23 protein-coding genes are annotated in these 24,029 nt (G+C 65.9%); 3 read left to right on the top strand and 20 right to left on the bottom strand.

Annotated elements, in window-relative coordinates; translation table 11 throughout:
* The 3 genes from flgA to ACTHNZ_RS00105 all read left to right on the top strand — a co-directional run.
* Window positions 1-785: flagellar basal body P-ring formation chaperone FlgA (flgA, locus tag ACTHNZ_RS00115; protein ID WP_440540454.1), on the top strand; the 785-nt coding region annotated here is incomplete at its 5' end.
* A 226-nt stretch (window positions 786-1,011) separates the two neighbouring features.
* Window positions 1,012-1,341 carry a flagellar biosynthesis anti-sigma factor FlgM gene (gene flgM / locus ACTHNZ_RS00110; RefSeq protein WP_440540453.1) on the top strand — a complete coding sequence of 110 codons (330 nt, stop codon included), beginning with the start codon at window positions 1,012-1,014 and terminating at the stop codon, window positions 1,339-1,341.
* A gap of 80 nt (window positions 1,342-1,421) precedes the next feature.
* The gene (locus tag ACTHNZ_RS00105) at window positions 1,422-1,865 is read left to right on the top strand and encodes a flagella synthesis protein FlgN (protein ID WP_440540452.1); all 444 of its coding nucleotides are present in this window, start codon (window positions 1,422-1,424) and stop codon (window positions 1,863-1,865) included.
* An 84-nt stretch (window positions 1,866-1,949) separates the two neighbouring features.
* Here ACTHNZ_RS00105 and ACTHNZ_RS00100 read toward each other — a convergent pair whose 3' ends face one another.
* From ACTHNZ_RS00100 to cheA, 20 genes are all read right to left on the bottom strand, one after another.
* Entirely contained in the window at window positions 1,950-2,240 is a 291-nt protein-coding gene (locus ACTHNZ_RS00100; RefSeq protein ID WP_440540451.1) for a HigA family addiction module antitoxin, read from the bottom strand.
* 8 nt (window positions 2,241-2,248) lie between these two features.
* On the bottom strand, window positions 2,249-2,473 hold the full coding sequence (locus tag ACTHNZ_RS00095) for a type II toxin-antitoxin system RelE/ParE family toxin (RefSeq protein ID WP_440540456.1): 225 nt from the start codon (window positions 2,471-2,473) through the stop codon (window positions 2,249-2,251).
* A gap of 94 nt (window positions 2,474-2,567) precedes the next feature.
* Entirely contained in the window at window positions 2,568-2,960 is a 393-nt protein-coding gene (locus ACTHNZ_RS00090) for a VOC family protein (protein ID WP_440540450.1), read from the bottom strand.
* Between the two features lie 191 nt (window positions 2,961-3,151).
* Entirely contained in the window at window positions 3,152-3,880 is a 729-nt protein-coding gene (locus ACTHNZ_RS00085) for an RNA polymerase sigma factor FliA (RefSeq protein ID WP_440540449.1), read from the bottom strand.
* Window positions 3,881-3,912: 32 nt separating this feature from the next.
* A complete protein-coding gene (locus ACTHNZ_RS00080) occupies window positions 3,913-4,791 on the bottom strand; it encodes a MinD/ParA family ATP-binding protein (protein ID WP_440540448.1) in 879 nt (292 codons plus the stop codon).
* Window positions 4,784-6,604 carry a flagellar biosynthesis protein FlhF gene (gene flhF, locus ACTHNZ_RS00075; protein ID WP_440540447.1) on the bottom strand — a complete coding sequence of 607 codons (1,821 nt, stop codon included), beginning with the start codon at window positions 6,602-6,604 and terminating at the stop codon, window positions 4,784-4,786. Before flhF ends, ACTHNZ_RS00080 begins: the two co-directional genes overlap by 8 nt.
* Entirely contained in the window at window positions 6,601-8,703 is a 2,103-nt protein-coding gene (gene flhA, locus ACTHNZ_RS00070; RefSeq protein WP_440540446.1) for a flagellar biosynthesis protein FlhA, read from the bottom strand. The genes flhF and flhA overlap by 4 nt, the downstream gene beginning before the upstream one ends.
* Window positions 8,700-9,905, bottom strand: coding sequence for a flagellar biosynthesis protein FlhB (flhB, locus tag ACTHNZ_RS00065; RefSeq protein ID WP_440540445.1), 1,206 nt, complete (start codon window positions 9,903-9,905; stop codon window positions 8,700-8,702). Before flhB ends, flhA begins: the two co-directional genes overlap by 4 nt.
* Window positions 9,906-10,168: 263 nt before the next feature.
* Window positions 10,169-11,431 (bottom strand): DUF3443 domain-containing protein, encoded by a 1,263-nt coding sequence (locus ACTHNZ_RS00060; RefSeq protein ID WP_440540455.1) that lies wholly within the window; start codon window positions 11,429-11,431, stop codon window positions 10,169-10,171.
* 21 nt (window positions 11,432-11,452) lie between these two features.
* Entirely contained in the window at window positions 11,453-11,971 is a 519-nt protein-coding gene (locus ACTHNZ_RS00055; RefSeq protein ID WP_440540444.1) for a DUF2844 domain-containing protein, read from the bottom strand.
* A 404-nt stretch (window positions 11,972-12,375) separates the two neighbouring features.
* Entirely contained in the window at window positions 12,376-13,710 is a 1,335-nt protein-coding gene (locus tag ACTHNZ_RS00050) for a DUF3443 family protein (RefSeq protein WP_440540443.1), read from the bottom strand.
* Window positions 13,711-13,731: 21 nt separating this feature from the next.
* A complete protein-coding gene (locus ACTHNZ_RS00045) occupies window positions 13,732-14,238 on the bottom strand; it encodes a DUF2844 domain-containing protein (protein ID WP_440540442.1) in 507 nt (168 codons plus the stop codon).
* 226 nt (window positions 14,239-14,464) lie between these two features.
* On the bottom strand, window positions 14,465-15,178 hold the full coding sequence (cheZ, locus tag ACTHNZ_RS00040) for a protein phosphatase CheZ (RefSeq protein WP_440540441.1): 714 nt from the start codon (window positions 15,176-15,178) through the stop codon (window positions 14,465-14,467).
* 1 nt (window position 15,179) lies between these two features.
* Entirely contained in the window at window positions 15,180-15,575 is a 396-nt protein-coding gene (gene cheY, locus ACTHNZ_RS00035; protein WP_102611543.1) for a chemotaxis response regulator CheY, read from the bottom strand.
* Window positions 15,576-15,630: 55 nt separating this feature from the next.
* Window positions 15,631-16,764 carry a protein-glutamate methylesterase/protein-glutamine glutaminase gene (locus ACTHNZ_RS00030; RefSeq protein WP_440540440.1) on the bottom strand — a complete coding sequence of 378 codons (1,134 nt, stop codon included), beginning with the start codon at window positions 16,762-16,764 and terminating at the stop codon, window positions 15,631-15,633.
* A gap of 131 nt (window positions 16,765-16,895) precedes the next feature.
* Window positions 16,896-17,672: a chemoreceptor glutamine deamidase CheD gene (cheD, locus tag ACTHNZ_RS00025; protein ID WP_440540439.1), complete on the bottom strand. Its 777-nt coding sequence runs from the start codon at window positions 17,670-17,672 to the stop codon at window positions 16,896-16,898.
* Between the two features lie 103 nt (window positions 17,673-17,775).
* Window positions 17,776-18,759: a CheR family methyltransferase gene (locus ACTHNZ_RS00020; RefSeq protein ID WP_440540438.1), complete on the bottom strand. Its 984-nt coding sequence runs from the start codon at window positions 18,757-18,759 to the stop codon at window positions 17,776-17,778.
* Between the two features lie 42 nt (window positions 18,760-18,801).
* A complete protein-coding gene (locus tag ACTHNZ_RS00015) occupies window positions 18,802-20,847 on the bottom strand; it encodes a methyl-accepting chemotaxis protein (RefSeq protein WP_440540437.1) in 2,046 nt (681 codons plus the stop codon).
* Window positions 20,848-20,917: 70 nt separating this feature from the next.
* On the bottom strand, window positions 20,918-21,445 hold the full coding sequence (cheW, locus tag ACTHNZ_RS00010) for a chemotaxis protein CheW (protein ID WP_440540436.1): 528 nt from the start codon (window positions 21,443-21,445) through the stop codon (window positions 20,918-20,920).
* Window positions 21,446-21,469: 24 nt separating this feature from the next.
* A complete protein-coding gene (gene cheA / locus ACTHNZ_RS00005) occupies window positions 21,470-23,674 on the bottom strand; it encodes a chemotaxis protein CheA (protein WP_440540435.1) in 2,205 nt (734 codons plus the stop codon).
* Window positions 23,675-24,029 lie beyond the last annotated feature (355 nt).

The following is a 24,029-nucleotide window of genomic DNA, read 5'->3' as shown; positions in this document are numbered from 1 at the left end:
AGGGACACCGCGCGCCGACGCTCGGCGACCTGCTCCCGCGTGGCCGCGATGATGGGATCGAGACGGTTCACGAAGCGGTCCGGGGCGTGGCCAGTTCGTTCGTCCGCCGCACGAATCGTTCGAGCGCCTCCGCCGCGGCTCCCGCGTCGAACGCGCCGGCCGGGCAAGAAGACGGCGAAACGATCCGCCGCGCCGCGCTCGCGTTTTTGCAGCAGCAGACCGTGGGCTTGCCGGGCAAGATCGAAATCACGGTCGCCCCGACCTTTCCGCGCGGCCTCGCCGCCTGCAACGGGCTCGAGCCGTTCATGCCGACGGGCGCCCGCCTTTGGGGCATGACGTCGGTGGGCGTGCGCTGTGCCGGCGCCAAGCCGTGGACGCTCTATCTGCGCGCGCGCATCGCCATCGAATCGACCTACTACCTGGCCGCCCGCCAAATCGAGGCCGGCGCGGTCGTGACGGCGCAAGACCTGCTCGCACGCGACGGCGATCTGTCGAACCTGCCGCGCGCGATCATCACCGATCCGTCGCAGGCGATCGGCTCGACGGCACTCGTTCGAATCAGCGCCGGCATGCCGCTGCGCCAGGACGTGCTCAAGAGCGTGAGCGCCGTCACGATCGGCCAGACGGTGCGCGTCGTCGCGCAGGGTCAAGGTTTTCAGATTTCGTCCGAGGGCAGCGTCATGAACAACGCGGCACCCGGACAGCAGGTGCGAGTCAAGATGGCTGGGGGACAGATCATCTCGGGCATCGTCATGGATGGCGCGACGGTGCAAGTTCAGATGTAAGGTCCCTGCGGGCTCGAGGCCGAGGATGCGGGGCTTCGATTCCCGGCGGCCAGGTGGCCGGGCGGAGGCGGGCTGAGGGTAGACGAAATGGCCGGCGCGTGGAGGCGCGGGCCGATTCGGCGCCCGTTCGCCGAGGCCCGTCGACCGGTGTTCTTCCCGATTGCGCTAAAGTTTCGTGGAGTGTCGCCGTTATCACACTCAAATCGAAATCGTTCGGGAAGCTATCGTGAAAGTCGATTCCACCTCCACATCGAGCCTGTCGTCACCCAAGGGTGGCGTGACGGGCACCCGTCAGGGCGGCCAAGCCGCTGCCGGCGCCGCACCTGTCGGCGGCAGCGCGGCACCGGCGCAAAGCGCCGACGTCAGCCTGTCGGGATTGTCGTCGCAATTGCGCGCGCTCGCCGCGTCGGGCGAGGCCGACATCGACGTCTCGCACGTCGAGTCGATCAAGCAAGCCATTGCCGACGGTACGTTGACCATGGATCCGGGCAAGATTGCGGACGGCATTCTCGCAACGGCTCGCGATCTGTTGAAGAACCCGTCGACGGGCGGCTGAGCGGCGGCTATCCGCGCGCTCGGTGTGCCCGGTCGGCGTCACTGACGCGCGCATGCGCGACTTGAGTTTTGGCGGATGAGATGAGAGACGCCCTGCTTGCCACCGTGACCGAAGAACACGCGACGCTCGAAGCGTTCGCGTCGCTGTTGATGTACGAGGAAAAGGCGCTCGCGGCCGTGTCGCCGCTAGAGACGCTGCCCGGCATCGTCGAGAAGAAAACGGAGTTGACCGAAAAGCTCGCGTCGCTGGAAAAGACGCGCGACGGCCAACTGCGGCAGATGGGCCTGCCCGCCGGCTGGAAGGGCATGGAGCTCGCCATTGCCGACGACGCTCGGCTCGGCAAGCAATGGCAGATGCTGCAAGCCGTCGTGCACCGCGCTCGCCGCGCGAACGCCACGAACGGCCTCATGATCCGTATCCGGATGAACTACAACCAAAGCGCGCTGGCCATCCTGCGCGGCGCCACCTCGCGCCATGCGGGCGCGAGCGTCTATGGGCCGGATGGGCGGATGGCGGTGGTTTGAGTCGAGCGGCGCCGTCCGGGCTACCGCATTCGGAAGTATCTACTCCATCGGGCGCAATCGAGCGCCCGCCGCCGCTTGGCTACGTTAGGCTGCGCGCTTGAACGAATGCACATGCAGTTCTTCTTTGTGCTGCTCGACTTGCCAGAGATCGTACGCAGCCTGGTGTGCCAGCCAAGATTCGGCACTCTTGCCGAAAGCCATTTCGAGTCGCACCGCCATTTCGGGACTGACCGCGGCTCGGCCATTGACGATCTCCGAAAGCGTCTTGCGCGATACTCCGAGCGCCTCAGCAGCGCGAGTGATCGAAAGCTCGAGCGGTTCGAGCCATAAGTCATGAAGGATTTCGCCGGGATGCGGCGGATTGTGCATACGCATGGCGAGCCTCAATGGTAGTCAACGTAATCGACGATGTAGACGTCACCGTCGTCGAACTGGAAAATAACTCGCCAATTCGCCTGGACGGTCACGGCCCAGAACCCTTTCCTATCGCCCTTCAGCGGATGCAGGCGGAGGCCCGGCGCATCCATGTCCTCGATTCTGACCGCGTCATTCAAAAGAAAAAGAATCTGACGCAACCGTCGGGCATGCATTGCCTGAATTCCCACCATGCTGCCGGACGTAAAGAAACGTTCAAGGCCTTTGTGAGCAAAGGTTCTGATCATGCACGTACTGTAACCCAATGGGTTACAGTACGTCAACTCTTCATCGCCCCTCATTCCCCGCGAAATTGAGTTCGACGCCGTTGCCGGCCGGATCGAGGAAGAACAACTGCCAAAGATCGAGCAACGGCACGTGCGCACGCCGAAAGTCGATGCCGCGCGCGCTCAAATGCGCCTCGAACCCACGCAGGTCCACGCTCTCGAAAGCGACATGATCGAATGTGCCGGACGCGTGCGGCAGCCTGCGCTCGTTCGGACCGGCCTCGGATAGATGCAGCACGGCTCGCTCGCCGATGTACAGCCAATAGCCAAAGCTCGAAAACGGCGGCCGCGGCCCCACGCGCAAGCCCACCACGTCGACATAGAAGTCGCGCAGGACATCGAGCGTCGCTCGATCGGCACGTAGGTTGTAATGGAAAAAGCCGATGACAGGCATGGGATGCTCCCGCTTGCAGCGCCGCCCGAAGATCAATGCGGCAATACGGGAGATGTTAACGCGAGGCTCGATCGGACGTGCGCGATGCGGTCATCGCCGCGGGTCGATCGCTTCAAAGCCTAACGTTCATAGCCGGCGTGCGAGGACCGCTCACTCGGCTCTTTCGCGCCCTACGGAGCAAAACCGCCCGATCACTCGACGCTGGCCCAAGCCATTTCGCGCAACTTGGCGCGCAGCCGCGCGACGGCCTGGCTATGCAGCTGGCACACGCGCGATTCGCTCACTTCCATCACCGCACCGATCTCGCGCAGGTTCATCCCGCGCTCGTAGTAGAGCGACATCAGCAGCTTCTCGCGCTCGGGCAGCTTCTCGATCGCCTCGACGAGCGCCGCGCGCAAGCTCTCGTCGAGCAGCGCCGACAGCGGGTCGGAATGATCGACGCAGTAGCGGTCGAGGAACGGCTCGTCATCGGCGGAGCGGTCGAAATCTTCGTAGTAGATGAGCTGGCTGCCGTGCAGATCCTGCAGCATCGACTGGTACGAATCGAGTGGCATCTGCAGGTGATCCGCCACCTCGGTCTCGCTCGCCGAGCGGCCGAGCTTCTGCTCGACTTGATGCACCGCCGATTCCACCTCGCGCGACGTCTTGCGCAAGCTGCGCGGCAGCCAATCGTTGTTGCGCAGCTCGTCGAGCATCGCACCACGAATACGCTGGCTCGCGTAAGTCTCGAATTGCGCGCCTTGATCTTCCTTGTAGCGGCTCGCCGCATCGAGCAAGCCGATCATGCCGGCTTGAATCAGGTCGTCCAAATCCACGCTGGCCGGCATCTTCGCGACGAGCTGCAAACCGAGCCTGCGCACGAGCGGCGCGTATTGCGTCAATACATCCGTCTGGGACATTTTCCCTTGAGCGTTGTACATCGAGGGTCCCCTTCTCCTTGTCCCTTTACGTTTCAAGCATGTTGGCGCACGGCCGGCGCGGCATCGGCAAGCGCCGATGCCGGCATCGCCGAGCGCACCGCGGCCTCGGCCCGCGGCGAGCACATCGCCGGGCGCATCGGCCAATAAAGCATTTCCGCGGCGACGTGCCGAAAGTCCCGCGCCGACGGCGCCGACGGGAACGCGTCGACGACGCACCGCCCCAATTCCAACGACCGCTCCATCAGCGGATCGGCCGCCACGCAGCCGGCATCCTCGATCGACACGGTCAAATACCGCGCAGCCACCTCGGCGAGGTTGTCGAACGCGGTCTGCGCGTCGGCCAAGCTGGATACGTGGTTCACGAGCACGCGGAACTGCGCGATCGCGTGATCGAAGTGCAAACGTTTCATGCACGCATAGGCCTCGGTGATCGCGGTGGCCGCCACGCGCGTGACGATCAACACGTCGTGCGCCTGCGCCGCGAGCGCGGAGAGCGCGCCTTGGCGGTCGAGCCGCGCATCGATGAGCACGACGTCGGCCGGTCCCGCCAGCAGCACGCTGAGCTGGGCCGCGTTATAGCCGGCGCAGTTCTCGCGCGATGCCGCCAGGACCGAGAATCCGAGGTCATGGCGCGCGCATGCCTGCTCCAATGCGATCTGGCCGCTCATCACGTCGCGCACCGAACCCGCACCGTGCAAGCCGCCCAGCATTGCCGAGACCGAGTTCACGCCGAGGCGTTCGTCGATGACGAGCACGTCCTTGCCGAGGGTAGCCAGCGCCGCCGCCAAATTCACGACCGTCGACGTGCAGCCGACACCCATCGGGCCGCCCGTGACCGCCACGACGCGCGAACCGCTCTTCGCGAGCAGCCGGCGCAGCCCTTCTGCCTGATCGGTGACTTGTTTAGCCAAAGCGAACCTCGTGCAGCTCGGCGCTCGAGCGGCTCGACAGAGCCGAGAGCAAGGCGGGAATCTCGTCGTCGTGCGGGACGAACGGCGAACCGTCGCGCGGAATGCAGAACGCGCTCTTGATCAAGAATTTCTTCGTGGCGACGTACAGGTTCTCCGGCACCTTCTGGCCCGTCGACACATAGTGCACGGGCAGCTTGTAGCGGATCACCGTATCGAGCACGCCGCCGAGGTTCGTCGCCTCGTCGAGCTTGGTCAGAATGCAACCGGCGAGCTCGGGCTGCCCCGGCGCGCTGCGATAGGCCTGCACGACCTCGTTGAGCGTGTCGCCGTGGCTCGTCGCGTTCAGCAGCAAGAGCCGCTGCACGGGCAACCCGGCACCGCACAGCATCGCGATCTGGTCGGACACGGTGCGATCGCGCTGGCTCATGCCGATCGTGTCGATCAGCACGATGTGCTTGTTGCGCAACTCGGCGAGCGCCAGTTGAAGATCGGCCGCATCCTTCACGGCGTGCACGGAGACACCGAGGATCTTGCCGAAGATGCGTAGTTGCTCATGGCCGCCGATCCGGTAGCTGTCGGTCGACAGCAGCGCCACTTTGCTCGCGCCGAAACGCATCACGCAGCGCGCGGCGAGCTTGGCCGTCGTCGTCGTCTTGCCTACGCCGGTCGGGCCCATCAGCGCGAACACGCCACCGCGCTCCATCAGCGCGTCCTCGTTCTCGAGCACGGGCAGATTGGAGGCCAGCACTTGATTGACCCAGTCCATCCCGGCGTCGAAATGCGCGACGTCGGGCATGTGCTCGACGACCATCTTCACGAGTTGCGCGGAAAAGCCCGCCGAGAACAGCGCCTTCGTCACTTCGCCGTTCACCGGGCTGCGCCGTTGGCGCTCGCCCCACATGAGGCCGGCGAACTGTTCTTCCATCATGCCGCGCATCGCGGACAGCTCGCTCATCACCTTCTGGTTGACGATCTCTTCCACGCGCGCGCGCACGGCCTCGGCCATCGCTTCGGCATCTTGCTCGGGGAGGCCTTCGAAAGCCGGCTTCACGCGCGGCGGCACTGCGCGGCGCGCGGCAACACGCGCGGCCTCATGCGCCCAATCGGGCAGTTGCGACGCGGCGAGCTCGTCGTCGGACAACACGCGGCCCGGTGCGCCAAGCCCTTTGGCCGCGGCGGCCGACGGCGTCATCGCATGCGCGCGCGAGGTATGCGCCGCGCGCTCGTTTTGCGCGGCGATGCGGCGGGCGTGGTCGATCAGCCAGGGATTCGATTCGGCCATCGTCTGCGCCGCGTCATCGCCGGCGCTCGCAGCCGAGTTCACGGCCGGCGCAGCGGGCGCGCTCGGCGCGGCCGCACGCGTGGGGAAAGTGGCGCGCTCGTTCATGCGCGGCGCGGCGATCGAAGCGGCATCGGCAATCGCCGGCCGGCCTTCGTCGGTCGCCTTCGCGCCCACTTCGGGGCTCGCGCCGAACACCGCGGAAAACACGTCCGGCATGCCGTTCGCGTAGGGGTTCGACGGCATCATGCCGGGCGCCGGGCTGCCGAACGAAGCAGCCGACTGGGCAGCCGAAGCGCTGGCTGCGTAAGGGTTGGCGGACGGCGCGGGCAGGCTCGGGGGCATGCCGTTCGAGCCGGGCTCGCCGGCGTTGGGAGCGATCTGCGCGAAGTCCGTATCCGCAAGCGCGACGATCTCGACGGTGCCGTCGTCCTGGGTCCGATTCGACAACACGACTGCGTCCGCACCGAGAGCCTCGCGCACGAGACGCAGCGCGTCGCGGCTTGTCGCGCCGATGAATTTACGAATGTTCAAGCTTGACCCCCGATGAGGTTAACGACTTTGATCGTGCGGGTCTCGGGCACTTCGGCATACGAGAGCACTTTCAATTGAGGCAGGCTGCGGCGCAGGAATCGGGCGAGCATCGCGCGAAGCGCATGCTGCACGAGCAGCACCGGAGGCAGCCCGGCATTTTGTTGACGGTAGATCGCGTTTTGCGTCGCCGTCAGAAGCGTGTGCGCGAGGCCGGGCTCGAGGCCAGGATTCGCGCCCGTCGAGAGCGCTTGCGACAACACGCGCTCGAGATTCGAATCGAGTCCCATGACCTGCATTTCGCTCGCGCCCGGATACCACTGTTGCGTGATCGCGCGGCCCAGCGCCAAGCGCACGCAGGCGGTCAGATCGTGAGCGTCGGTCAGCTTCGGCGCATGTTCCGAGAGCGCTTCGAGAATCGTGCGCATGTCGCGGATCGGCACGCCTTCGTCGAGCAGGTTCTGCAGGACCTTTTGCAGCGTCGTCAGCGAAAGCGTCTTCGGCACGAGATCTTCGATCAGCGTCGGCGCGTCCTTGCCCGTGCGCGTGATGAGCGCCTGCACTTCCTGACGGCCGAGCAGTTCGGCGGCGTGCTGCACGACGAGATGGTTCAAATGCGTGGCGACGACCGTGCTCGCATCGACCACGGTGTAGCCGAACACCTGGGCCTGCTCGCGCAAGTTCGTGTCGATCCAGATCGCCGGCAGGCCGAAAGCCGGGTCTTGCGTGGGCTGGCCCGGCAGCGCGGCCGTGACCTGCCCCGGGTTGATCGCGAGCCACTGGCCCGGATACGCCTCGCCCACGCCCACTTCGACACCCTTGAGCGCGATGCGGTAAGCGTTCGGACGCAGCTCCAGGTTGTCGCGGATATGGATGACCGGCGGCAAGAAGCCGATTTCCTGAGCAAACTTCTTGCGGATGCTCTTGATGCGCTTGAGCAGCTCGCCGTCGCTGTTCTTGTCGACGAGCGGGATCAGGCGATAGCCGACTTCGAGGCCCAGCGTGTCGATGAGCGTGACGTCGTCCCAGCTCGCCTCGGCGTTCTCCACCGGCGCCGTGACGGCCGGGGCGACGTCGACGAGCGAGGCGCCGGCCTTCGCCGCTTCGGCGCGCTTCTTCATCGTGCGGCCCAGCTGGATCGCGCCGCCGCCGAGCACGAGGAACGCGAAGTGCGGCATGTTCGGAATCAGGCCGAGCATGACGATGATCGAGCCCGTGATGATCAGCACGCGCGGGTTCGTGAACAGCTGCCCCGTGAGTTGCGTGCCGATGTCTTCGTCGGTCGCGACCCGGGAAACGATCACGCCGGCCGCCGTCGAGATGACGAGCGACGGGATCTGGGCGACGAGGCCGTCGCCGATCGTGAGCAGCGTATAGGTCTTGCCGGCCGTCGCCAAGTCGAGGCCGTGCTGCGCGACGCCGACGATGAGCCCGCCGAGCACGTTGACGACCATGATGATGAGGCCCGCGATCGCATCGCCGCGCACGAACTTCGATGCACCGTCCATCGCGCCGTAGAACTCGGCTTCCTGCGCCACGGATTGGCGGCGCTTGCGCGCGCCCTCTTCATTGATGAGGCCCGCGTTCAGATCGGCGTCGATCGCCATCTGCTTGCCCGGCATCGCGTCCAGCGTGAAGCGGGCGGCCACTTCGGCGATACGGCCCGCGCCCTTCGTGATCACCATGAAGTTGATGACCATGAGGATGACGAACACGACGATGCCGACGGCGAAGTTGCCGCCCACGAGGAAGTGCCCGAACGATTCGATCACTTGGCCGGCCGCACCCGGGCCCGTATGGCCCTCGAGCAGCACCACGCGCGTCGAGGCGACGTTCAGCGACAGACGCAGCAGCGTCGAGAACAGCAGCACCGCCGGGAAGGCCGCGAAGTCGAGCGGCTTTTGCGTGTACATGCTGACGAGCAGCACCATCACCGACAGGGCGATGTTGAACGTGAACAGCAGATCGAGCAGGAACGGCGGCAGCGGCAGGATCATCATGCCGAGGATCATGCAGATCAGGATCGGACCCGCGAGTGCGCGCAGGTTCGTGCCGCTCAGCATTTGCCCCTTGCCGAAGAGGCTTCCGACGCGCGCGTTCATGCCGAGGCTCCTTCATCGGCATCGCCGAGCGCATCGTTCGCTTCTTCGCGTTCGTCGTCCTCGGAAATCGGGCCCTTCGTATCGAGTTCGGCCGGCACCTCGAGCTCGGTCGGAGCCGCCGGCACGTCGCCGCCTTCCTCGCGGAACTTGCGCAGCTGATAGACCCAGGCGAGCACTTCGGCCACGGCGTTGTAGAGCGAGCCCGGGATTTCGCGGTTCAGCTCAACGTTGTGATAGAGCGCGCGGGCAAGCGGCGGCGCTTCGAGCATTGCGACGTTGTGCTCGTTCGCGACCTCGCGGATGCGGGCCGCGACGAGGTTCACGCCCTTGGCCACCACCTTGGGCGCGCGCATGTCGCCGTCCGCGTACTGAAGCGCAACCGCGTAATGCGTCGGGTTCGTCACGACGACGTCGGCCTTGGGCACCGCGGCCATCATGCGGCGGCGCGCGATGGCGCGCTGCTGCTGGCGGATCTTGCCTTTCACGTGCGGATCGCCTTCGTTCTCGCGGTGTTCGCGCTTCACTTCTTCCTTCGTCATCCGCAGCTTCTTGTGGTACTGCCAAAGTTGGTAGGGAACATCCAAGGCCGCGAGCACGAACATGCCGGCCACCGTCGTCGCGCAGCACACGGCCACGATCGACATGCCATGACCGAGCGCGATGCGCAGCGGCTCGGCCGCTAGCGCCAGAATCTGGTCCTTGCGATGCCAGACGGCCGCGCCGCCGATCACACCGACAACGAGCGTCTTGGCCAGCGACATACCGAGCTGGATCACGCCGTTGATCGAAAAAATGCGGCCCATGCCGGCGATCGGGTTGACGCGCTCCGGCTTGAACTGGAACACGTTCGGCGACAGCAGCCAGCCACCCAGCGCCATCGGAGCGGCCAACGCGGCAAGCCCCGTCAACGCGAGGACAGGCAGCACGGCCATCAGGCCTTCTCGGCCGGCGCCGGCAGCGCCGATCAGCATGCGGTTCGTGTCCTTGAGCGTCGCGTGGTCGAACGTCAACGCGGCGCGCATCAAGTGCTGCAGATGCATCCCGATTGGGCCCGACAGCCCCCAAACGCCGAAGAAACCGGCGCCCAAGAGCGCGAACGTCGCCAATTCCCGCGAGCGCGCGACCTGCCCTTCCGCACGCGCCTTTTCCAGGCGCTTGGGAGTCGCTGCTTCGGTTTTGTCGAGGTCGCTGTCCGCTGCCACAGGGGAATTTCTCCGCAAGAATCACGGCGACATGCCGTTATCCAGTGAGAGCGATTATTCCCGGACGCGTCAATCGATGATCGGCGGATAAGGCGGGGGAAACGGGTGTATTTCGAGTGATCGGCGCCCGCTCTCGCCCGTGTCGGCGCGGGCAGGCGCGGCTGCGCCCGAGACCAGGAGCGCAGCGAGGGTCGAACTTGAAAGCCGCATGGAAGGAATGCGCGCCGATATGATCTGGCCCCTGAAGTTCCAGGGGCCGTACTTCAGAAGGCGACGAACGGAGCGGGTCCGGCGGAAGCGGTCCGGTCCATCCCGTAGTAGACGGTCCGGCCGTAGAAGAACGGCATGCCGAGATCGACGAATGAAGCGCCGCTGCCGAGGGTGCCGGCAAGATCGTTCAGCGCGAAGTTGCCCGTCTGCAGTAATTGAGCGGCATTGCCGACCGACATCGACAGCACGGTTCCTCCCGCCGCCCCCGACGTGACGGCGTTATAGCTCGCGACGGTGACGTTGCGCGTGGCGGTCGGGACCGGACAATAGAACGACGAAGCATTGCCCGCGCAGGCAGGCAGCGTGTTGTCGGTGAAGAAATAGGCGTTGGAGCCCGAATCGAAGAACGCCGTGACCGAGGTGCCCGCGAAAGTCGCGTTGACGTCGCCGAACGAATTCGTCGTCAGCTTGGTCAGCGTGGTGGGCTGCGCATTGTTCAATTGCGTGCCGATGCCGAACGTGAGCGTCCCCGTGGCCGTCGAGCTTCCGCTCGGTCCGATGCTCGGCATCGACAGCACGACGCCGTTGTTGTCCGCTGGGAACTTCGACACGGGATTGGTCACTTGCTGCGCGATCGGCAAGACCGTCGGCACGCAGTTGCTGCCGCCCGGACACACGTAGTAGCTGCCGTTGCTGGCGGGCGGATTCGCGCAGAACGCTCCGCAATCGTTCGGCGCGACGCCGATGCCGAGAATGCCGTTCGCGCCGAGATCGTTGGGCGAGAGCTCGAGCGCGCCGCTCGCGCAGTTGCCTGTCGCCACGGCGCTCTGCGGCAGATCGCCTAGGATCTGCACCGGCAGGGCGGCGGCCGTTTCTCCGCCGATCTTGACGTCGGCCGAGCGAACCGAACCCCAGGTATTGCCGTCGGCGAAGCCCGTGCACTCGGCGACCGGGCTGCCGGCCACCGTTTGGTGCGGCAACTGGCTCAACACTTGGCTGACGGCCGCGCTGGCGAGCCGCAATCCGAACGATTCGGTATCGACTTGTACGTTGGGAACGGTCTGGCAAACGCTCGAGCCCGGCACACAGACGGTCACGCTGACGGTGAGGATGTTCGCGATGTTGGCAACGCCTTGCGCGACGGTGACGGAAACCTGATTCGAGGCCGTGGCACCTCCCCCTCCCGTGCCGCCGCCGCTGCCTGCCGTGGCGGAACCACCGCCCCCTCCGCCTCCGCCGCATGCCGCGACGAGCACCGCCGCCGCGGCGATCCCAAGGGCGCCTAGCGCCCGAACGAGTCTGCCCTGAGTACGCAACATGGTTCGCCCCTCGCTCGGTTATTTGATGTCGGCGCCGGTCAGGCCGGCCGGCAATGCGCTGGGCAGCCAGGCCTGGCCGAAGAACGAGCCCATATGGCCGCCGGAATGGACGACGAGGTCGGACTGCTCGACGGCGACGGGCCCCCGGCCGCGCCGCGCCGCGTGCAATGCCTGCACGCCGCTTGCGTACTGCGGGAAGTAGTTACCGAGCAAGGTCTGCAAATCGGGCATCCGCGGGCCGTTCCAGGCGATGCCGAAGACGGTGCCGTCGGCCCCGATGTATTCGCGCACGGTCGTGCCGCTCGAAAACGCCGTGGCGCGCACCGAGTACCCGGTGACCCCCGCCGTGCGGGATGCCATTGGCGCGTTGCCCGCGGACGCCGTATGCGCGATGGGAGAGACGATCGTGGTGGTCGCATCGGAAGGCGTGGGCATCGGCGCCCCGCCGAGCGCGGCCCTCGCGGCCGGGGCGACGGCCGCCAGTGCGCACGCAACGACCGCCGCGCAAGGCGCGGCGCGTAAAGAACGATTCCACATCGGATCGGTTCCTCCCTGGTTGGGTTTATCGAACTCGTGTGGCCGTGGGCCGGCGTGCAGGCTATGCCGCCGGCTTCGATGTTGTTCTTCTCAGACTTAGTTCTAGTACATGTTGCCGTTTGTGCCTAAGCACGAGCGTTAGGCAAAAGGCGTACCCGGACGGTTTCTCGGATTTGCCGTCGCGTCGCAGGCGTGGATCATGGACTGGTGCGGAGAGGCCGCCGGCCGCGGAGCCTCGGTACGAGGGGGCGACGAGGCCGAAAGGAAGGAAAGAAGGGGAGTGCGAAGGCGGCGGCACCATGGGGCCGCCGTTCGATCGGTCAGCAGATCGAGCTGGCGCTCGCTCGCCGGCGACGCTTGGCCGCCGGCAAATGGGCAACGAGTGACCGTTGGCCTTTGGTCGCTTAGAAGGCGGCGAACGCGGTCGTGGCCGTGCCGGAAGTCACCGTGGTCGACGTATCGTAGTTCATGTAGAGCGTGCGGCCGTAGAAGAACGGCATGCCGAGGTCGACCGTGTTCACGATGGCTTGGGGAGCGCCCACATCGTTGAAGGCATAGCCGCCGTCGCTGAACAATTGATCGGCATTACCGATATTGATCGTCGACGACCCGGAGTTGCCGTTGAAACCTTGGACCGTTACGCTGCGCGAAACCGTCGAGCTCGGGCAGTAGAAGCCGCTCGTGCACAACGTGATCGGATTGTTGTTATCCGTAAAGAACAGTCCGTTCGAACCCGTATCGAAGAACGCCGAGTTCCGGGAGGAACCGTTGAGCTGCGCGCTGGCGGAGTTGCCGAAGTGATCGAGCGTATAAGTCGTCACACCCGATGAGGGCACGGTATTGTTCGCCTGCGTTCCGACGCCGAACGTCACGACCCCCGACGCACTGATCGCACCGCCGTCCGCAAGCGGCGGCATATTCACGACGACGCCATTGTTGTCGGCAACGAAGAGCCGAACCGGGTTCGTCACCTGCTGCGCGGACGGCACGCCCGCATCGGTACAACCACTCAATACGCCGGCCGTTGACGTGCAGCCGTAGTATTGATTGTTGGCAACGCCGGTACTCGTGCAGTTCGCCGTGCCCGTGGAGGCGCAGTCGTATTTCGACGGGCCGACGCCCAGAATGCCGTTGGCCGAGAGCTGCGAGGGCGAGTTGTTCAGTATGCCGCTCGCACACGCGTTGCGCGCGCCGCCCGCAGCCGATTGGGCGACGTCGCCGAGAATCTGCACAGGGACGGCCGAGGCCGTCTCGGTACCCAGCGTGACGTCTGCCGTTCGCACCGAGCCCCATGTATGACCGTCTGCGAAGCCGGTGCATTCGGCGAGAGATTGGCCGCTGATCAGCGTCTCGACGGGCAACGCCCCGACCATCGTCGAGTTCAGCGCGGCCTTGGCCAGACGCAAGCCGAACGAACCGGTGTCGAGTTGAACGTTGTTGATCGTTTGGCAAGTCCCGCTGCCTGGTACGCATACCGTCACGCTGACCATCGGTATGTTCGCCGCGCGGCCGGTGAGGCCCGTCGAGACGACGACCGCCATTTGATTGGACGCAAGCGTGGCGGGCGTGCTCGAGACGGCTCCGGTCGGGGTGAACACGTTCGTCGCGCTGCCGCCGGTGCTGCTCGTCGACGTGCTGCCACCCGATCCGCCCCCACCACATCCCGCCGCTACGGCGATGAACGCCGCCATACCGAACGCACCGAGCGCTCGGGCCAATTTGCTATCAATACGCAACATGGTCAATTCGCTCTCGTTCGGTTATCGGATATCGGCAGCTGTCACGCCGGTCGGCAATGCCGACGGCAGATAGGCTTGCCCGCCGAACGCGCCCATGTGCCCGCCCGAGAGCACGACCAAACCGGGCAGTTGCAGGTAGACCGGCCCTCGCCCCGGGTGCGCAGCGCGCTGCGCTTCGAGCCCGCTCTTGTATTGCGGGAAATACGCACCGAGCAGCACCGACAAGTCGGGCATCATCGTCCCGCTCCAAGCGACGCCGAACACGGCCCCTGCCGCTGAAACGTACTCGCGCACGACAGTGCCGGTCACGTCCGTCGTTTCGATCACCGTGTACGGCGCGGCCGTCACGGCGCCTGCCCCGCCCGATGCGGCGTGGGCGATCGGCGCTACGGAAATGGTCGAGGAAACCGCTCCCGCCGGCGGCGGAGTCGGCGTGCCGCCGAGCGCGGCAACGGCTGGCGCGGCCATGGACAGCGCCGCGCAGGTCAGCGCCGCGCAAGCCGCGGCGCGCATGATCCGATTCGACATCAGAAATGAACCCTTTTATGGTTGGTTTTATCGCGCCCCTCGACGCGGGTTTGCCGGTGTCATCTTTTTGAAAAACGAACGGCGCAGCCGATCTCACGAAACGTTTGCGCCGGCGAGTGCGGGAGATGAACCGTGCGTCGGCCCGCAGCCCATATGACGAAAGGCCGCTCCGTGCGAGCCGGGCCGCCTTTCCAATTTTGAATCCCAAAAACGATACGGACGTGCGTCAGAACCCCAGGCTCGCGAGCAGATCGTCGACGTCCGCCTGGTCCTGCACGACGTCGGTGCGCCCTTCCGGATTGATCTGCGGCCCGTTGAGCAGGTGATCGGGCGTGTTCATCGCCCCGGCGGGATCGGCCGCCAAGGCCAACGCCGCCGCCGTCTGCGCGAACTGCTCGCGCCGCTCGGGGGCGATGTTCTCGATCAGCACGCCGAGCAACTGTTGCTCGATCACGTAGACGACGTCCATGATCTTCTTGATGACCTGCCCGGTCAGATCCTGGAAGTCCTGCGCGAGCATGATGTCGAGCAGCTTCTGGTTCGTGGCGGCCGTCGCATCGGGAACGCTCGCCAAGAACGCGCGCGTATCGCTCATCAGCGTGCGCACCTCCTCGCGCTCGATCGGCGCGGCGTACCAGCGCTCCCAGCGGCTGTCGAGCTCGGCCGCATCGGCTTGGAGCTTTTCCTGCAGCGGCTTGGCGATGTCGATCGCCGTCAGCACGCGCTCGGCCGCCTGCTCGGTCATGTCCGCCACGTACTTGAGCCGGTCGCGCGCGTCGGGCACCGCTTCGGCGGCTTGCTCGACGTGCTTGTCGAGCCCGAGCTCGCGCATCGAATCGCGCAGCGTCTTCGTCAGTTGACCGATACGCGCGAGAATGCGGTCGGTCGTCAAATCGGGGCCGTCGGCGACATCCGATTGGGGATTGGTGGGCTCGTTCACTTCAGCTCCCGGTCTTGGCCATCTTCTCGAGAATCTTCGTGAGTTTTTCGTCGAGCGTGGCGGCGGTAAACGGCTTCACCACGTAGCCGCTCGCGCCGGCCTGCGCCGCCGCGATGATGTTCTCCTTCTTCGACTCGGCCGTGACCATCAGCACGGGCAAGTGCGAAAGCGCCGCGTCGGCACGGATGCGCTTGAGCATCTCGAGGCCATCCATGTTCGGCATGTTCCAATCGGAAATCACGAAATCGAAGCCGCCGCCTTGCAAGCGCGAAAGGCCCGCGGCGCCGTCTTCGGCTTCATCGACGTTGCCGTAGCCGAGCTCCTTGAGCAGGTTGCGGACGATCCGGCGCATCGTCGGAAAATCGTCCACCACCAAGATTTTCATGCTTTTATCCATCTTTCTTCCCTTTAACCCTAATTTTGTCGACGCAAGAAACGGGAATCGCTCCCCGTCAGACGCGCTGCACCCGATCGCCCATCGCCGCCAGTCTGGCCATCACTTTGCGGCTCATTTCCGATAAAGGCGCGACCTCGTCGGCGCCGCCGAGCGCGATGGCCTCGCGCGGCATGCCGAACACGACGCAGCTCGCCTCATCCTGCGCGAGAGTGTATGCGCCTGCATTTCTCATGTCTAACAGTCCTGCCGCCCCATCCCGGCCCATGCCCGTCAGAATCACCCCGACGGCGTTCTTGCCGGCATGTTGCGCGGCCGAACGGAACAGCACGTCGACCGAGGGCCGGTGCCGGTTCACGGGCGGATCGTCCGACAGGTGCGCAATGTAGTTCGCACCGCTTCGCGCCAGCAACAGGTGTGCATGCCCCGGCGCGATGTACGCGTGGCCCGGCAACACGCGCTCGCCGTGCTCGGCTTCCTTGACGGTGATACGGCACAGGCCGTTCAGGCGCTGCGCGAACGACTTCGTGAAGCCCGGCGGCATATGTTGCGCGATCAGGACGGCCGGCGCATCGGGCGGCAGCGGCACGAGCACCTCGCGGATCGCTTCGGTGCCGCCCGTCGACGCGCCGACGATGACCAGCTTTTCCGTGCTGACGAGCGGATTGTTGAACATCGGCGCATGGCCGGTGGCGGCATGAGCCGCGCCGGCGCCGGCTACCGGGGCCGGCGCAGCCGCGCGGGCCCGCACGCGGGCGCGGGCGGCCGCACGGATCTTGTCGGCGAGCTTCTCTGCATAGTCGAGCATGCCTTCGCGAATGCCGACCTTCGGCTTCGTGACGAAGTCGACCGCGCCGAGCTCGAGCGCGCGCAGCGTGATTTCGGAGCCGCGCTCCGTCAGCGACGAAACCATGACGACGGGCATCGGCCGCAGCCGCATCAGCTTCTCGAGGAAATCGAGCCCGTCCATGCGAGGCCTTTCGACGTCGAGCGTCAGCACGTGGGGGGTATGCTGCTTGATGAGCTCGCGTGCGACGAGCGGGTCCGGCGCAGTCGCGCAGACCATCATGTCGGACTGGCCGTTGATGATCTCCGTCATCAAGCTGCGGATCAGCGCCGAGTCGTCGACACACAATACTTTGATCTTCTGCACAGAGTCATGCCTCCCGCTGGGCCGCCCCGAGGGAGGCATGCGCCCCCGCGGGGGGCAGCGAACGAAGGTGAGCGTGGGGGTGGTTCATCATGCCTCCTGCCGGGCCGCCCCAAAGGAGGCATGCGCCCCCGCGGGGGGCAGCGAACGAATGTGAGCGTGGGGGTGGTTCATCATGCCTCCTCTACTGTCTTGGCGCTATTGATTGACGCGGTGGCGCGCGCATTTCCGGCGGCAAACGACTCGACGCGAGGTTTCGCCGCCGGCGCACCGAACAACTCGATGCGCGGCTTTTGCGCGGCGCCTTGGCCGGACCCGTTCGTTGCGAACAATTCGACGTGACCGCGTTCGCGCGCCGCGCGGGCATGACGAGCGGCGCGCGCCTCGGCGACTTGCTTGGCGAGCGCCTGTTCGCGCTCGGCCACGGTCGGGTCCTGCTGCAAACGCAGCTTCTTCACCATCGCCTGGCCCGTATCGGGCATGAACGCGACCTTGCGCGGATGCACACCCTGCAAATCCTCGGCGACGATGCGGATCTTTTCCAGGCCGAGATAGCGGCGCACGAACTCCGCATTGCGGTCGCCGATATTGATCGTCGTCATCCCCGCGAGCACCGCGGCACCGCCGAACACTTTCGCTTCGAAACGCTCGCGGCGGCCGCCCATCTTGATCAGTTCGTTGATGAGCACTTCCATCGCGTAGGCCCCGTAGCGCATGGAATCCGACGCGGCCTGGGCCGGCTGCTCGCCGTCGTCGGGCAGCATGAAATGGTTCATGCCGCCGATACCGGCGGTTCGATCGTGGATGCAAGCAGCCACGCACGAGCCCAGCACGGTGACGAGCACCATGTCCTCGCGCGTCGTATAAAACTCGTTCGGCAGCAGCTTGACGCCGCGGCGGCCGAAGTGATTGTCGAAATACAGATTCGTCGCGATCGGCAGAGCGCTCATGCTGCCTCCCGTCCCAGAATGGAACTTCCTTTGATCGTGCGCTGGGCCCCGCGCAAGGCAGCCGCCTCATCGAGGCGAAGCGCGCGAATGTATGCGGGCAGGCTCATGCCGTCGCCTCCTGCGGCGTTGCCGCGCGCGTGCCGCCATGCGTGCGGCCGGAAGCCTGCACGTCCCGTGTGAGCTCGTACACTGTCTGGCCGCGCAAGCGGAACGCCTGCGTCACGTAGGTGAAGTTCTCGGAATGGCCGGCGAACAGCAGGCCGCCCGGCTTCACGAGCGGCTCGAAACGCGAGAGCACTTGCGACTGCGTAGGCTTGTCGAAGTAGATCATCACGTTGCGGCAGAAGATCGCGTCGAACGGCTGGCGCAGCCCATAATCGGCATCGGTCAGGTTCAACTGCGCGAAGCGGATCATCGAACGCAGTTCGGGGCGCACCTTCACGAGCCCCGCATGCGGGCCCGTGCCTTTGAGGAAGAAGCGCTTGAGCCGCTCGGGGCTCAGCGCCTTGACCTGATCGAAGGCATAGACGCCCGCCTCGCCCTTGGCCAGCACCTGCGTATCGAGATCGGTCGCGAGGATCGTGGCCTGGCGCGCCTGCGATTCACCGAGCGCTTCGACGAGCGTCATCGCGATCGTGTACGGCTCCTCGCCCGTCGACGCGGCCGAGCACCAAATTGAAACCGGTTGCTGACGACGCTTCACGAAATCGGCGAGGATCGGAAAGTGATGCGATTCGCGAAAGAATGCGGTCAGGTTCGTCGTCAGCGCATTCGTGAACGCTTCCCACTCTTCGGGGCTGTTCTCCGCTTCGAGCAGATCGAGATAGTGGCGGAACGTAACGAGGCCGCGCGCACGCAGCCGCCGCGCGAGACGGCTATACGCCATGTCGCGCTTGTGCTCGGACAGCGAGATGCCGGCGCGCCGGTGAATGAGCTCGCGGATGCGTGCGAAATCGGCGGCCGTAAAGTCGAAATCGCGGTCGGCAAAGCCGGTGCGATCGGCAAGCGGCGACCGGTCGTCGGGGCGATCGCCGAGACTGCCGGGCTCGGCCCGTTCGGGCCGGAACAATGCGCGCGCTGTCGTCATGGTGCTTTCCTGCTGGCGATGCGCGCAACCGCGCGCCGCCGGTTAAAACGTTTCCCAGTCGTCGTCCGACTTGCTGCTCGATACCGTGACGGCCGGTGCCGGGGCAGCGCTCTTCGCGGCGAACGACGGGCTTCGTGCGGCCGGCGCGCCGCTCTTGGCGGTCGGCGGTGCGGCCACGGTGCTAGCCGCCGCTTGAGCGGCGGCCGGTGCGCCCTTCGGCGCAGGCGCGACCTGCTGGGAAGTCCGAGCCGCCGGAGCTGCCGGAGTTACCTGAGCTGCCTCGGCGGCCGATGCTGCCCGGTCGGCCGGCGCGCTCGCGGCTTGCGGCGCCTCGGACGCAGGGCGCGCGAGGCGCGGCGTGGCGGCGCGTGTGGCATGCGGCACCGCACCGGCCGGCTTCGCCGCCTTCACGGCGCTTTTGCGCGCCGGCGCCGTGGTTGCGGTGGTTGCGGTGGTTGCGGTGGTCGCCGTGGTCGGCACGGCCGGCGTCGGCTTCGCCGCCGGACGCGCAACCGAACCGCCGGGCACCGGCATGGCGCCGATGCGCCATTGGCCGACGACCGCTTTCAGCTGACGCGTTTGCTCTTCGAGCGACGCGGCAGCGGCTGCGGCCTGCTCGACGAGCGCGGCGTTTTGCTGCGTCACGTCGTCCATCTGCGTCAGCGCGCGATTCACGCCTTCGATGCCCGTCGATTGCTCTTCCGAGGCCGCGCTGATCTCGCCCATGATGTCGGTCACGCGGCGCACGGCTTGAACGATTTCGTCCATCGTCGTGCCGGCGCGGCCGACGAGCTCGGAGCCGCTCGCCACCTTGTCGGCCGAATCGCCGATGAGCCCCTTGATTTCCTTGGCCGCCCCGGCGCTGCGCTGCGCGAGGCTGCGCACTTCACCGGCGACCACGGCGAAGCCGCGACCCTGCTCGCCCGCGCGCGCCGCTTCGACGGCCGCGTTCAGCGCGAGAATGTTCGTCTGGAACGCGATGCCCTCGATCACGCCGATGATGTCGACGACCTTGTTCGAGCTCGTCGCGATGTCCTGCATCGTCGTGACGACTTGGCTCACCACCTCCCCGCCGCGCAGCGCGATGTCCGACGCGTTGATCGCGAGTTGGCTCGCCTGGCGCGCGTTTTCAGTGTTCTGCCGCACGGTGCCCGTGAGCTGCCCCATGCTCGTCGCCGTTTGCTGCAGCGAGGCGGCTTGTTGTTCGGTGCGTTGCGACAGATCGGTGTTGCCGACCGAGATTTCGCGCGCGCCGAGGTCGATCGATTCGGTGCCGCTGTGCACGGCCGTGACCATCGAGGCCATCGCCTGCTGCATGCGCCCCATGCCGGCGTAGAGGCGCCCGATCTCGTTCTTGCCGTGAGCGTTCATCGTGCGCGTCAGATCGCCGTCGGCGATGCGCTCGAAATGCGCGATCGCATCGTTGATCGGCTGCACGATGAGCCCGCGCAGCGCGAAGCGAATGAAGATGACGAGCACGATCGCGACCAGCGTCACCGCGATGATCAGCGAGCTCATCATCGTGATGCTTGCCGACGATCCATCGCGCTGCGACGCCGCGTGCGCCTCGCGCGCCTTGAGCACCCGCTCGGCCGCCTTGTCGAACGCGACGAACATCGGGCTGATCTTCGTATCGGCGATCGCGTGATAGGCGGCCATGTCGCCCGCCTGCGCGGCGGCGAACTCGGGCTGGACGCCGTCGTGCAGCAGCGTTTCGTGACGCGCGTTGAGTTCGTCGACGAGCGCGGGATCGACGCCTTCGCGCGGCGTGCTCGAGAACGCCTGCCAAGCTTGGTCGCCCGCGGTGAGCAATTCCTGCGCGCGGTTGAGCACCTTCTTCGCTTCGTCGGCGTTGCCCGCCTCCGAAAGCGCACGGAAACGATCGAGCGCGATGCGCGAGCGCAGCAAGTAGCTGCCCGCGTCATCGAGCGAGTGAATCGTCGGCAAATCGCCCTGCGCGAGCGAATCGAGCGCGCGGTTCGCGCCCGAAAGCGCGGTGAGGCCCAGCACGCCGACCGCGATGGTCAGCGCCACGAGCACGGCACCCATGGCCGTCAACGTCGTGCGGATCGACCAATTCTGCAACATCGTGAATCTCCGTTGAGAGTGCGTGGCGCCCCGCTCGGCGGGTTGCTCGCGCACTCACGTTACGTTCCGCTTACTGAGCGAACGTTTCGATGAGCGCCATTTCCTTGCTGACCATCAGTTTCTCGATGTCCATGAGGATCAGCATGCGGCCGTCGATCGTGCCGAGGCCCGTCAGGTATTCGGCGGTCAGCGTCGCGCCGAATTCGGGCGCGGGCATGATCTGGTCGGCCGTCAGCGTCAGCACGTCCGACACGCCGTCCACCACCATGCCGACGACGCGATGCGCGACGTTCAGGATGATGACGACGGTTTGATGGTCGTACTCCACGCGGCCCAAGTGGAACTTGATCCGCATGTCCACGATCGGGACGATGATGCCGCGCAAATTGATGACACCCTTGATGAACTCGGGCGCATTGGCGATGCGCGTCACGCTGTCGTAGCCGCGGATCTCCTGCACCTTCAGGATGTCGATGCCGTACTCTTCCGCACCGAGCGTGAAGATCAGGAACTCTTGACCGGTCGCGTCGGCCTGCAGCGCATCGCGACGGCTTGCGACGGTCAAGCCGTTCGCGTTGTTGGTTTGGACTTCTGCCACGTTAGCCCCCAAAGCGGTTGGGAATTACGAAAAGGTCATTGCGCCGTGCGACGCCCGGCTTTCACGGTTCAGCGCGGCCACGTCGACGATCAACGCGACGCTGCCGTCGCCGAGGATCGTCGCCGCGGAGATGCCGCGCACCTTGCGGTAGTTCGTTTCGAGGTTCTTCACGACGACTTGCTGCTGGCCGACGAGCTCGTCGATCAGCATCGCGAAGCGGCGGCCCTCGGTCTGCATGATCGTGACGATGCCTTGCGTGGGCTCCGTGCGCGCGCCTTCGACCGAGAACACTTCGTGCAGCGCGACGAGCGGCAGGTATTCGCCGCGCACGCGCACCACGCGCTCGCCGTTGGCCACCGTGTAGATGTCCTCGGCGACCGGTTGCAGCGACTCCATGACGAAGTTCAGCGGCAAGATGAAGATTTCGTTGCCGACCTTCACCGACATGCCGTCGAGAATCGCGAGCGTGAGCGGCAAGACGATGCGCGTCGTCGTGCCCTTGCCCGCGTGCGACGTGATCTCGACGTGCCCGCCCATCGATTGGATGTTGCGCTTGACCACATCCATGCCCACGCCGCGGCCCGAGACGTCCGTCACCTGCTCCGCCGTCGAGAAGCCCGGCATGAAGATCAGGTTCCAGACTTCCTCGTCGGACATCGACTCGCTCACCTGCATGCCCTGCTTCATGGCCTTGGCGAGAATCTTGTCGCGCCGCAATCCCGCGCCGTCGTCGGAGACTTCGATCACGATGTTGCCGCCGTGGTGAGCGGCCGACAGCACGAGCTGCCCCGCGCCGTCCTTGCCCGCCACGCGCCGCGCCTCGACCGTTTCGATGCCGTGGTCGAGACTGTTGCGCACGAGGTGGGTCAGCGGATCGATGATCCGCTCGATGAGGCTCTTGTCGAGTTCGGTCGCTTGACCGAAGGTGACGAGCTCCACCTCTTTGCCGAGCTTCGCCGCGAGATCGCGCACGAGACGCGGGAAGCGGCTGAAAACGTAATCCATCGGCATCATGCGGATCGACATCACGGTTTCTTGCAGATCGCGCGCGTTGCGCTCGAGCTGCGCCATCCCGTTGAAGAGCCGGTCGTGCAATGCCGGATCGAACGTGCTCGTCGTCTCCGCGAGCATCGCCTGCGTAATGACGAGTTCGCCGACGAGGTTGATCAGTTGATCGACCTTCTCGACGCCCACGCGAATCGAGCTGCCTTCGCCGCTTGCCGCGCTCGCGGCCGGGCGTGCCTTCTTGTCCTCGGAGCCGGACGCCGCCGCCGGCGCGCTCGGCGCGACGACGTTCTTGGCCGGCTCGTCCTTCGGTTCCGGTGCAGCCGCTGCGGCCGGTGCGCTCGCGCCGACGGCGGGAGCACTCGGCGCCGGCGCTGGTGCGCTGGCTTGCGCGGCCGGTGCCGGCGCCTCGGCTTGCTCGGCGCCAGGCGCCGTGCCGCGGCCGATCAAGATCTGACTTTCGTCGATCACGAAGCAGCACACGGCGGTAATGTCGTCGGACGGCACGTCGGTCTCGAGATAGACGATCAAGTCGCCGCCGCTCTTCACCTGTTCGACGATGTTGCCCAGGTTGCCCAATTCTTCGATCAGGAGATCCTGGTCCTTCTCCCCCACCCCCCGTAGCGTTACTTTCAGGTGAGGCCCTGCTTGATTCGATTCGCCCGGCGCCGCGCCGGGCGCGCTGCCGTGCGCCGCCTCGACGGCCTGCTCGACCACGTGCTCGGGCGTGCCGCCGGCCGCCTCGCTCGCGGCCGATGCGCTCGGCGCCGCCGGTGCGGCAACGCTCTGCTGGGCCGGCGCCGGGGCGGGCTCGGCCGCCGGTGCGCCGCTGCCCTCGGCAGCATGCAGCCGCTCGAGCTTCGCGCAGATCGCGGCGGCTGAGGCGGCGTTCGGCTCTTCGCTCGCGCGGTAAGCCGCGAGCTGCTCGGCCAGTACGTCCTTCGTCTCGAGGAACGTGTCGATCATGTCCTTGCGCAGCCTCAACTCGTTGTTGCGCGCGCGATCGAGCAGCGATTCGAGGATGTGCGTCGTCTCGGTGAGTGCGGTGAAGCCGAACGTGGCCGCGCCGCCCTTGATCGAGTGCGCCGCGCGAAAAATCGCCGCGAGATCCTCCGGATCCGGCGTGCCGACGTTCAGGTTCAGCAGCAACTGCTCCATTTGCGCGAGCAGCTCGTCCGCCTCGTCGAAGAACGTCTGATAAAACTGGGTAATGTCGAGTGTCATGCTTCAATCACCGCTAAGAGTCTTGCTTCGCAGGTAGCGCGTCGTCTATTCGTTTCCATGCGCGCGCCCTTGCGCCGCGTATGCCCTATCTATTCATTGCATTGCCTGACGGCCTATCCGCCTATCCGTCTATCCGCCTAACCCTCTTCTCGTGCTCGCTTGCGCCTTCTCTTCTTCGCTCGCGTCTCACGCATTGAGCGCGTCGACGAGTTCGGTCAGCGTGTCCGGATCGCCCACGTTATAGACGCGGAATTCGGCCTGGGGTGAAACGACGGCCAGTGCAATGGCGGCTGCCACGTTTTCGACGAAGCCGCGGGTACCGCGCCAGTTCGCGAACCGCTGTTCGAGCAGGACG

Source organism: Trinickia sp. (assembly GCF_051953955.1).
Lineage (GTDB): Bacteria > Pseudomonadota > Gammaproteobacteria > Burkholderiales > Burkholderiaceae > Trinickia.
Note: the sequence above shows the minus strand (reverse complement) of the source record. Positions and strands in the feature narration are given on the sequence as shown.

Excerpts from the sequence above, each read along its gene's own strand:
- cheD (WP_440540439.1), bottom strand. The coding sequence starts at position 17,672 with ATGAGCGCTCTGCCGATCGCGACGAATCTGTATTTCGACAATCACTTC.
- ACTHNZ_RS00090 (WP_440540450.1), bottom strand. The coding sequence starts at position 2,960 with ATGCCTGTCATCGGCTTTTTCCATTACAACCTACGTGCCGATCGAGCG.
- ACTHNZ_RS00015 (WP_440540437.1), bottom strand. The coding sequence starts at position 20,847 with ATGTTGCAGAATTGGTCGATCCGCACGACGTTGACGGCCATGGGTGCC.
- ACTHNZ_RS00085 (WP_440540449.1), bottom strand. The coding sequence starts at position 3,880 with ATGTACAACGCTCAAGGGAAAATGTCCCAGACGGATGTATTGACGCAA.
- ACTHNZ_RS00020 (WP_440540438.1), bottom strand. The coding sequence starts at position 18,759 with ATGACGACAGCGCGCGCATTGTTCCGGCCCGAACGGGCCGAGCCCGGC.
- ACTHNZ_RS00050 (WP_440540443.1), bottom strand. The coding sequence starts at position 13,710 with ATGTTGCGTATTGATAGCAAATTGGCCCGAGCGCTCGGTGCGTTCGGT.
- cheA (WP_440540435.1), bottom strand. The coding sequence starts at position 23,674 with ATGACACTCGACATTACCCAGTTTTATCAGACGTTCTTCGACGAGGCG.
- ACTHNZ_RS00105 (WP_440540452.1), top strand. The coding sequence starts at position 1,422 with ATGAGAGACGCCCTGCTTGCCACCGTGACCGAAGAACACGCGACGCTC.
- ACTHNZ_RS00055 (WP_440540444.1), bottom strand. The coding sequence starts at position 11,971 with ATGTGGAATCGTTCTTTACGCGCCGCGCCTTGCGCGGCGGTCGTTGCG.
- cheY (WP_102611543.1), bottom strand. The coding sequence starts at position 15,575 with ATGGATAAAAGCATGAAAATCTTGGTGGTGGACGATTTTCCGACGATG.
- ACTHNZ_RS00030 (WP_440540440.1), bottom strand. The coding sequence starts at position 16,764 with ATGCCTCCCTCGGGGCGGCCCAGCGGGAGGCATGACTCTGTGCAGAAG.
- flhA (WP_440540446.1), bottom strand. The coding sequence starts at position 8,703 with ATGAACGCGCGCGTCGGAAGCCTCTTCGGCAAGGGGCAAATGCTGAGC.
- ACTHNZ_RS00045 (WP_440540442.1), bottom strand. The coding sequence starts at position 14,238 with ATGTCGAATCGGATCATGCGCGCCGCGGCTTGCGCGGCGCTGACCTGC.
- ACTHNZ_RS00100 (WP_440540451.1), bottom strand. The coding sequence starts at position 2,240 with ATGCGTATGCACAATCCGCCGCATCCCGGCGAAATCCTTCATGACTTA.
- ACTHNZ_RS00095 (WP_440540456.1), bottom strand. The coding sequence starts at position 2,473 with ATGGTGGGAATTCAGGCAATGCATGCCCGACGGTTGCGTCAGATTCTT.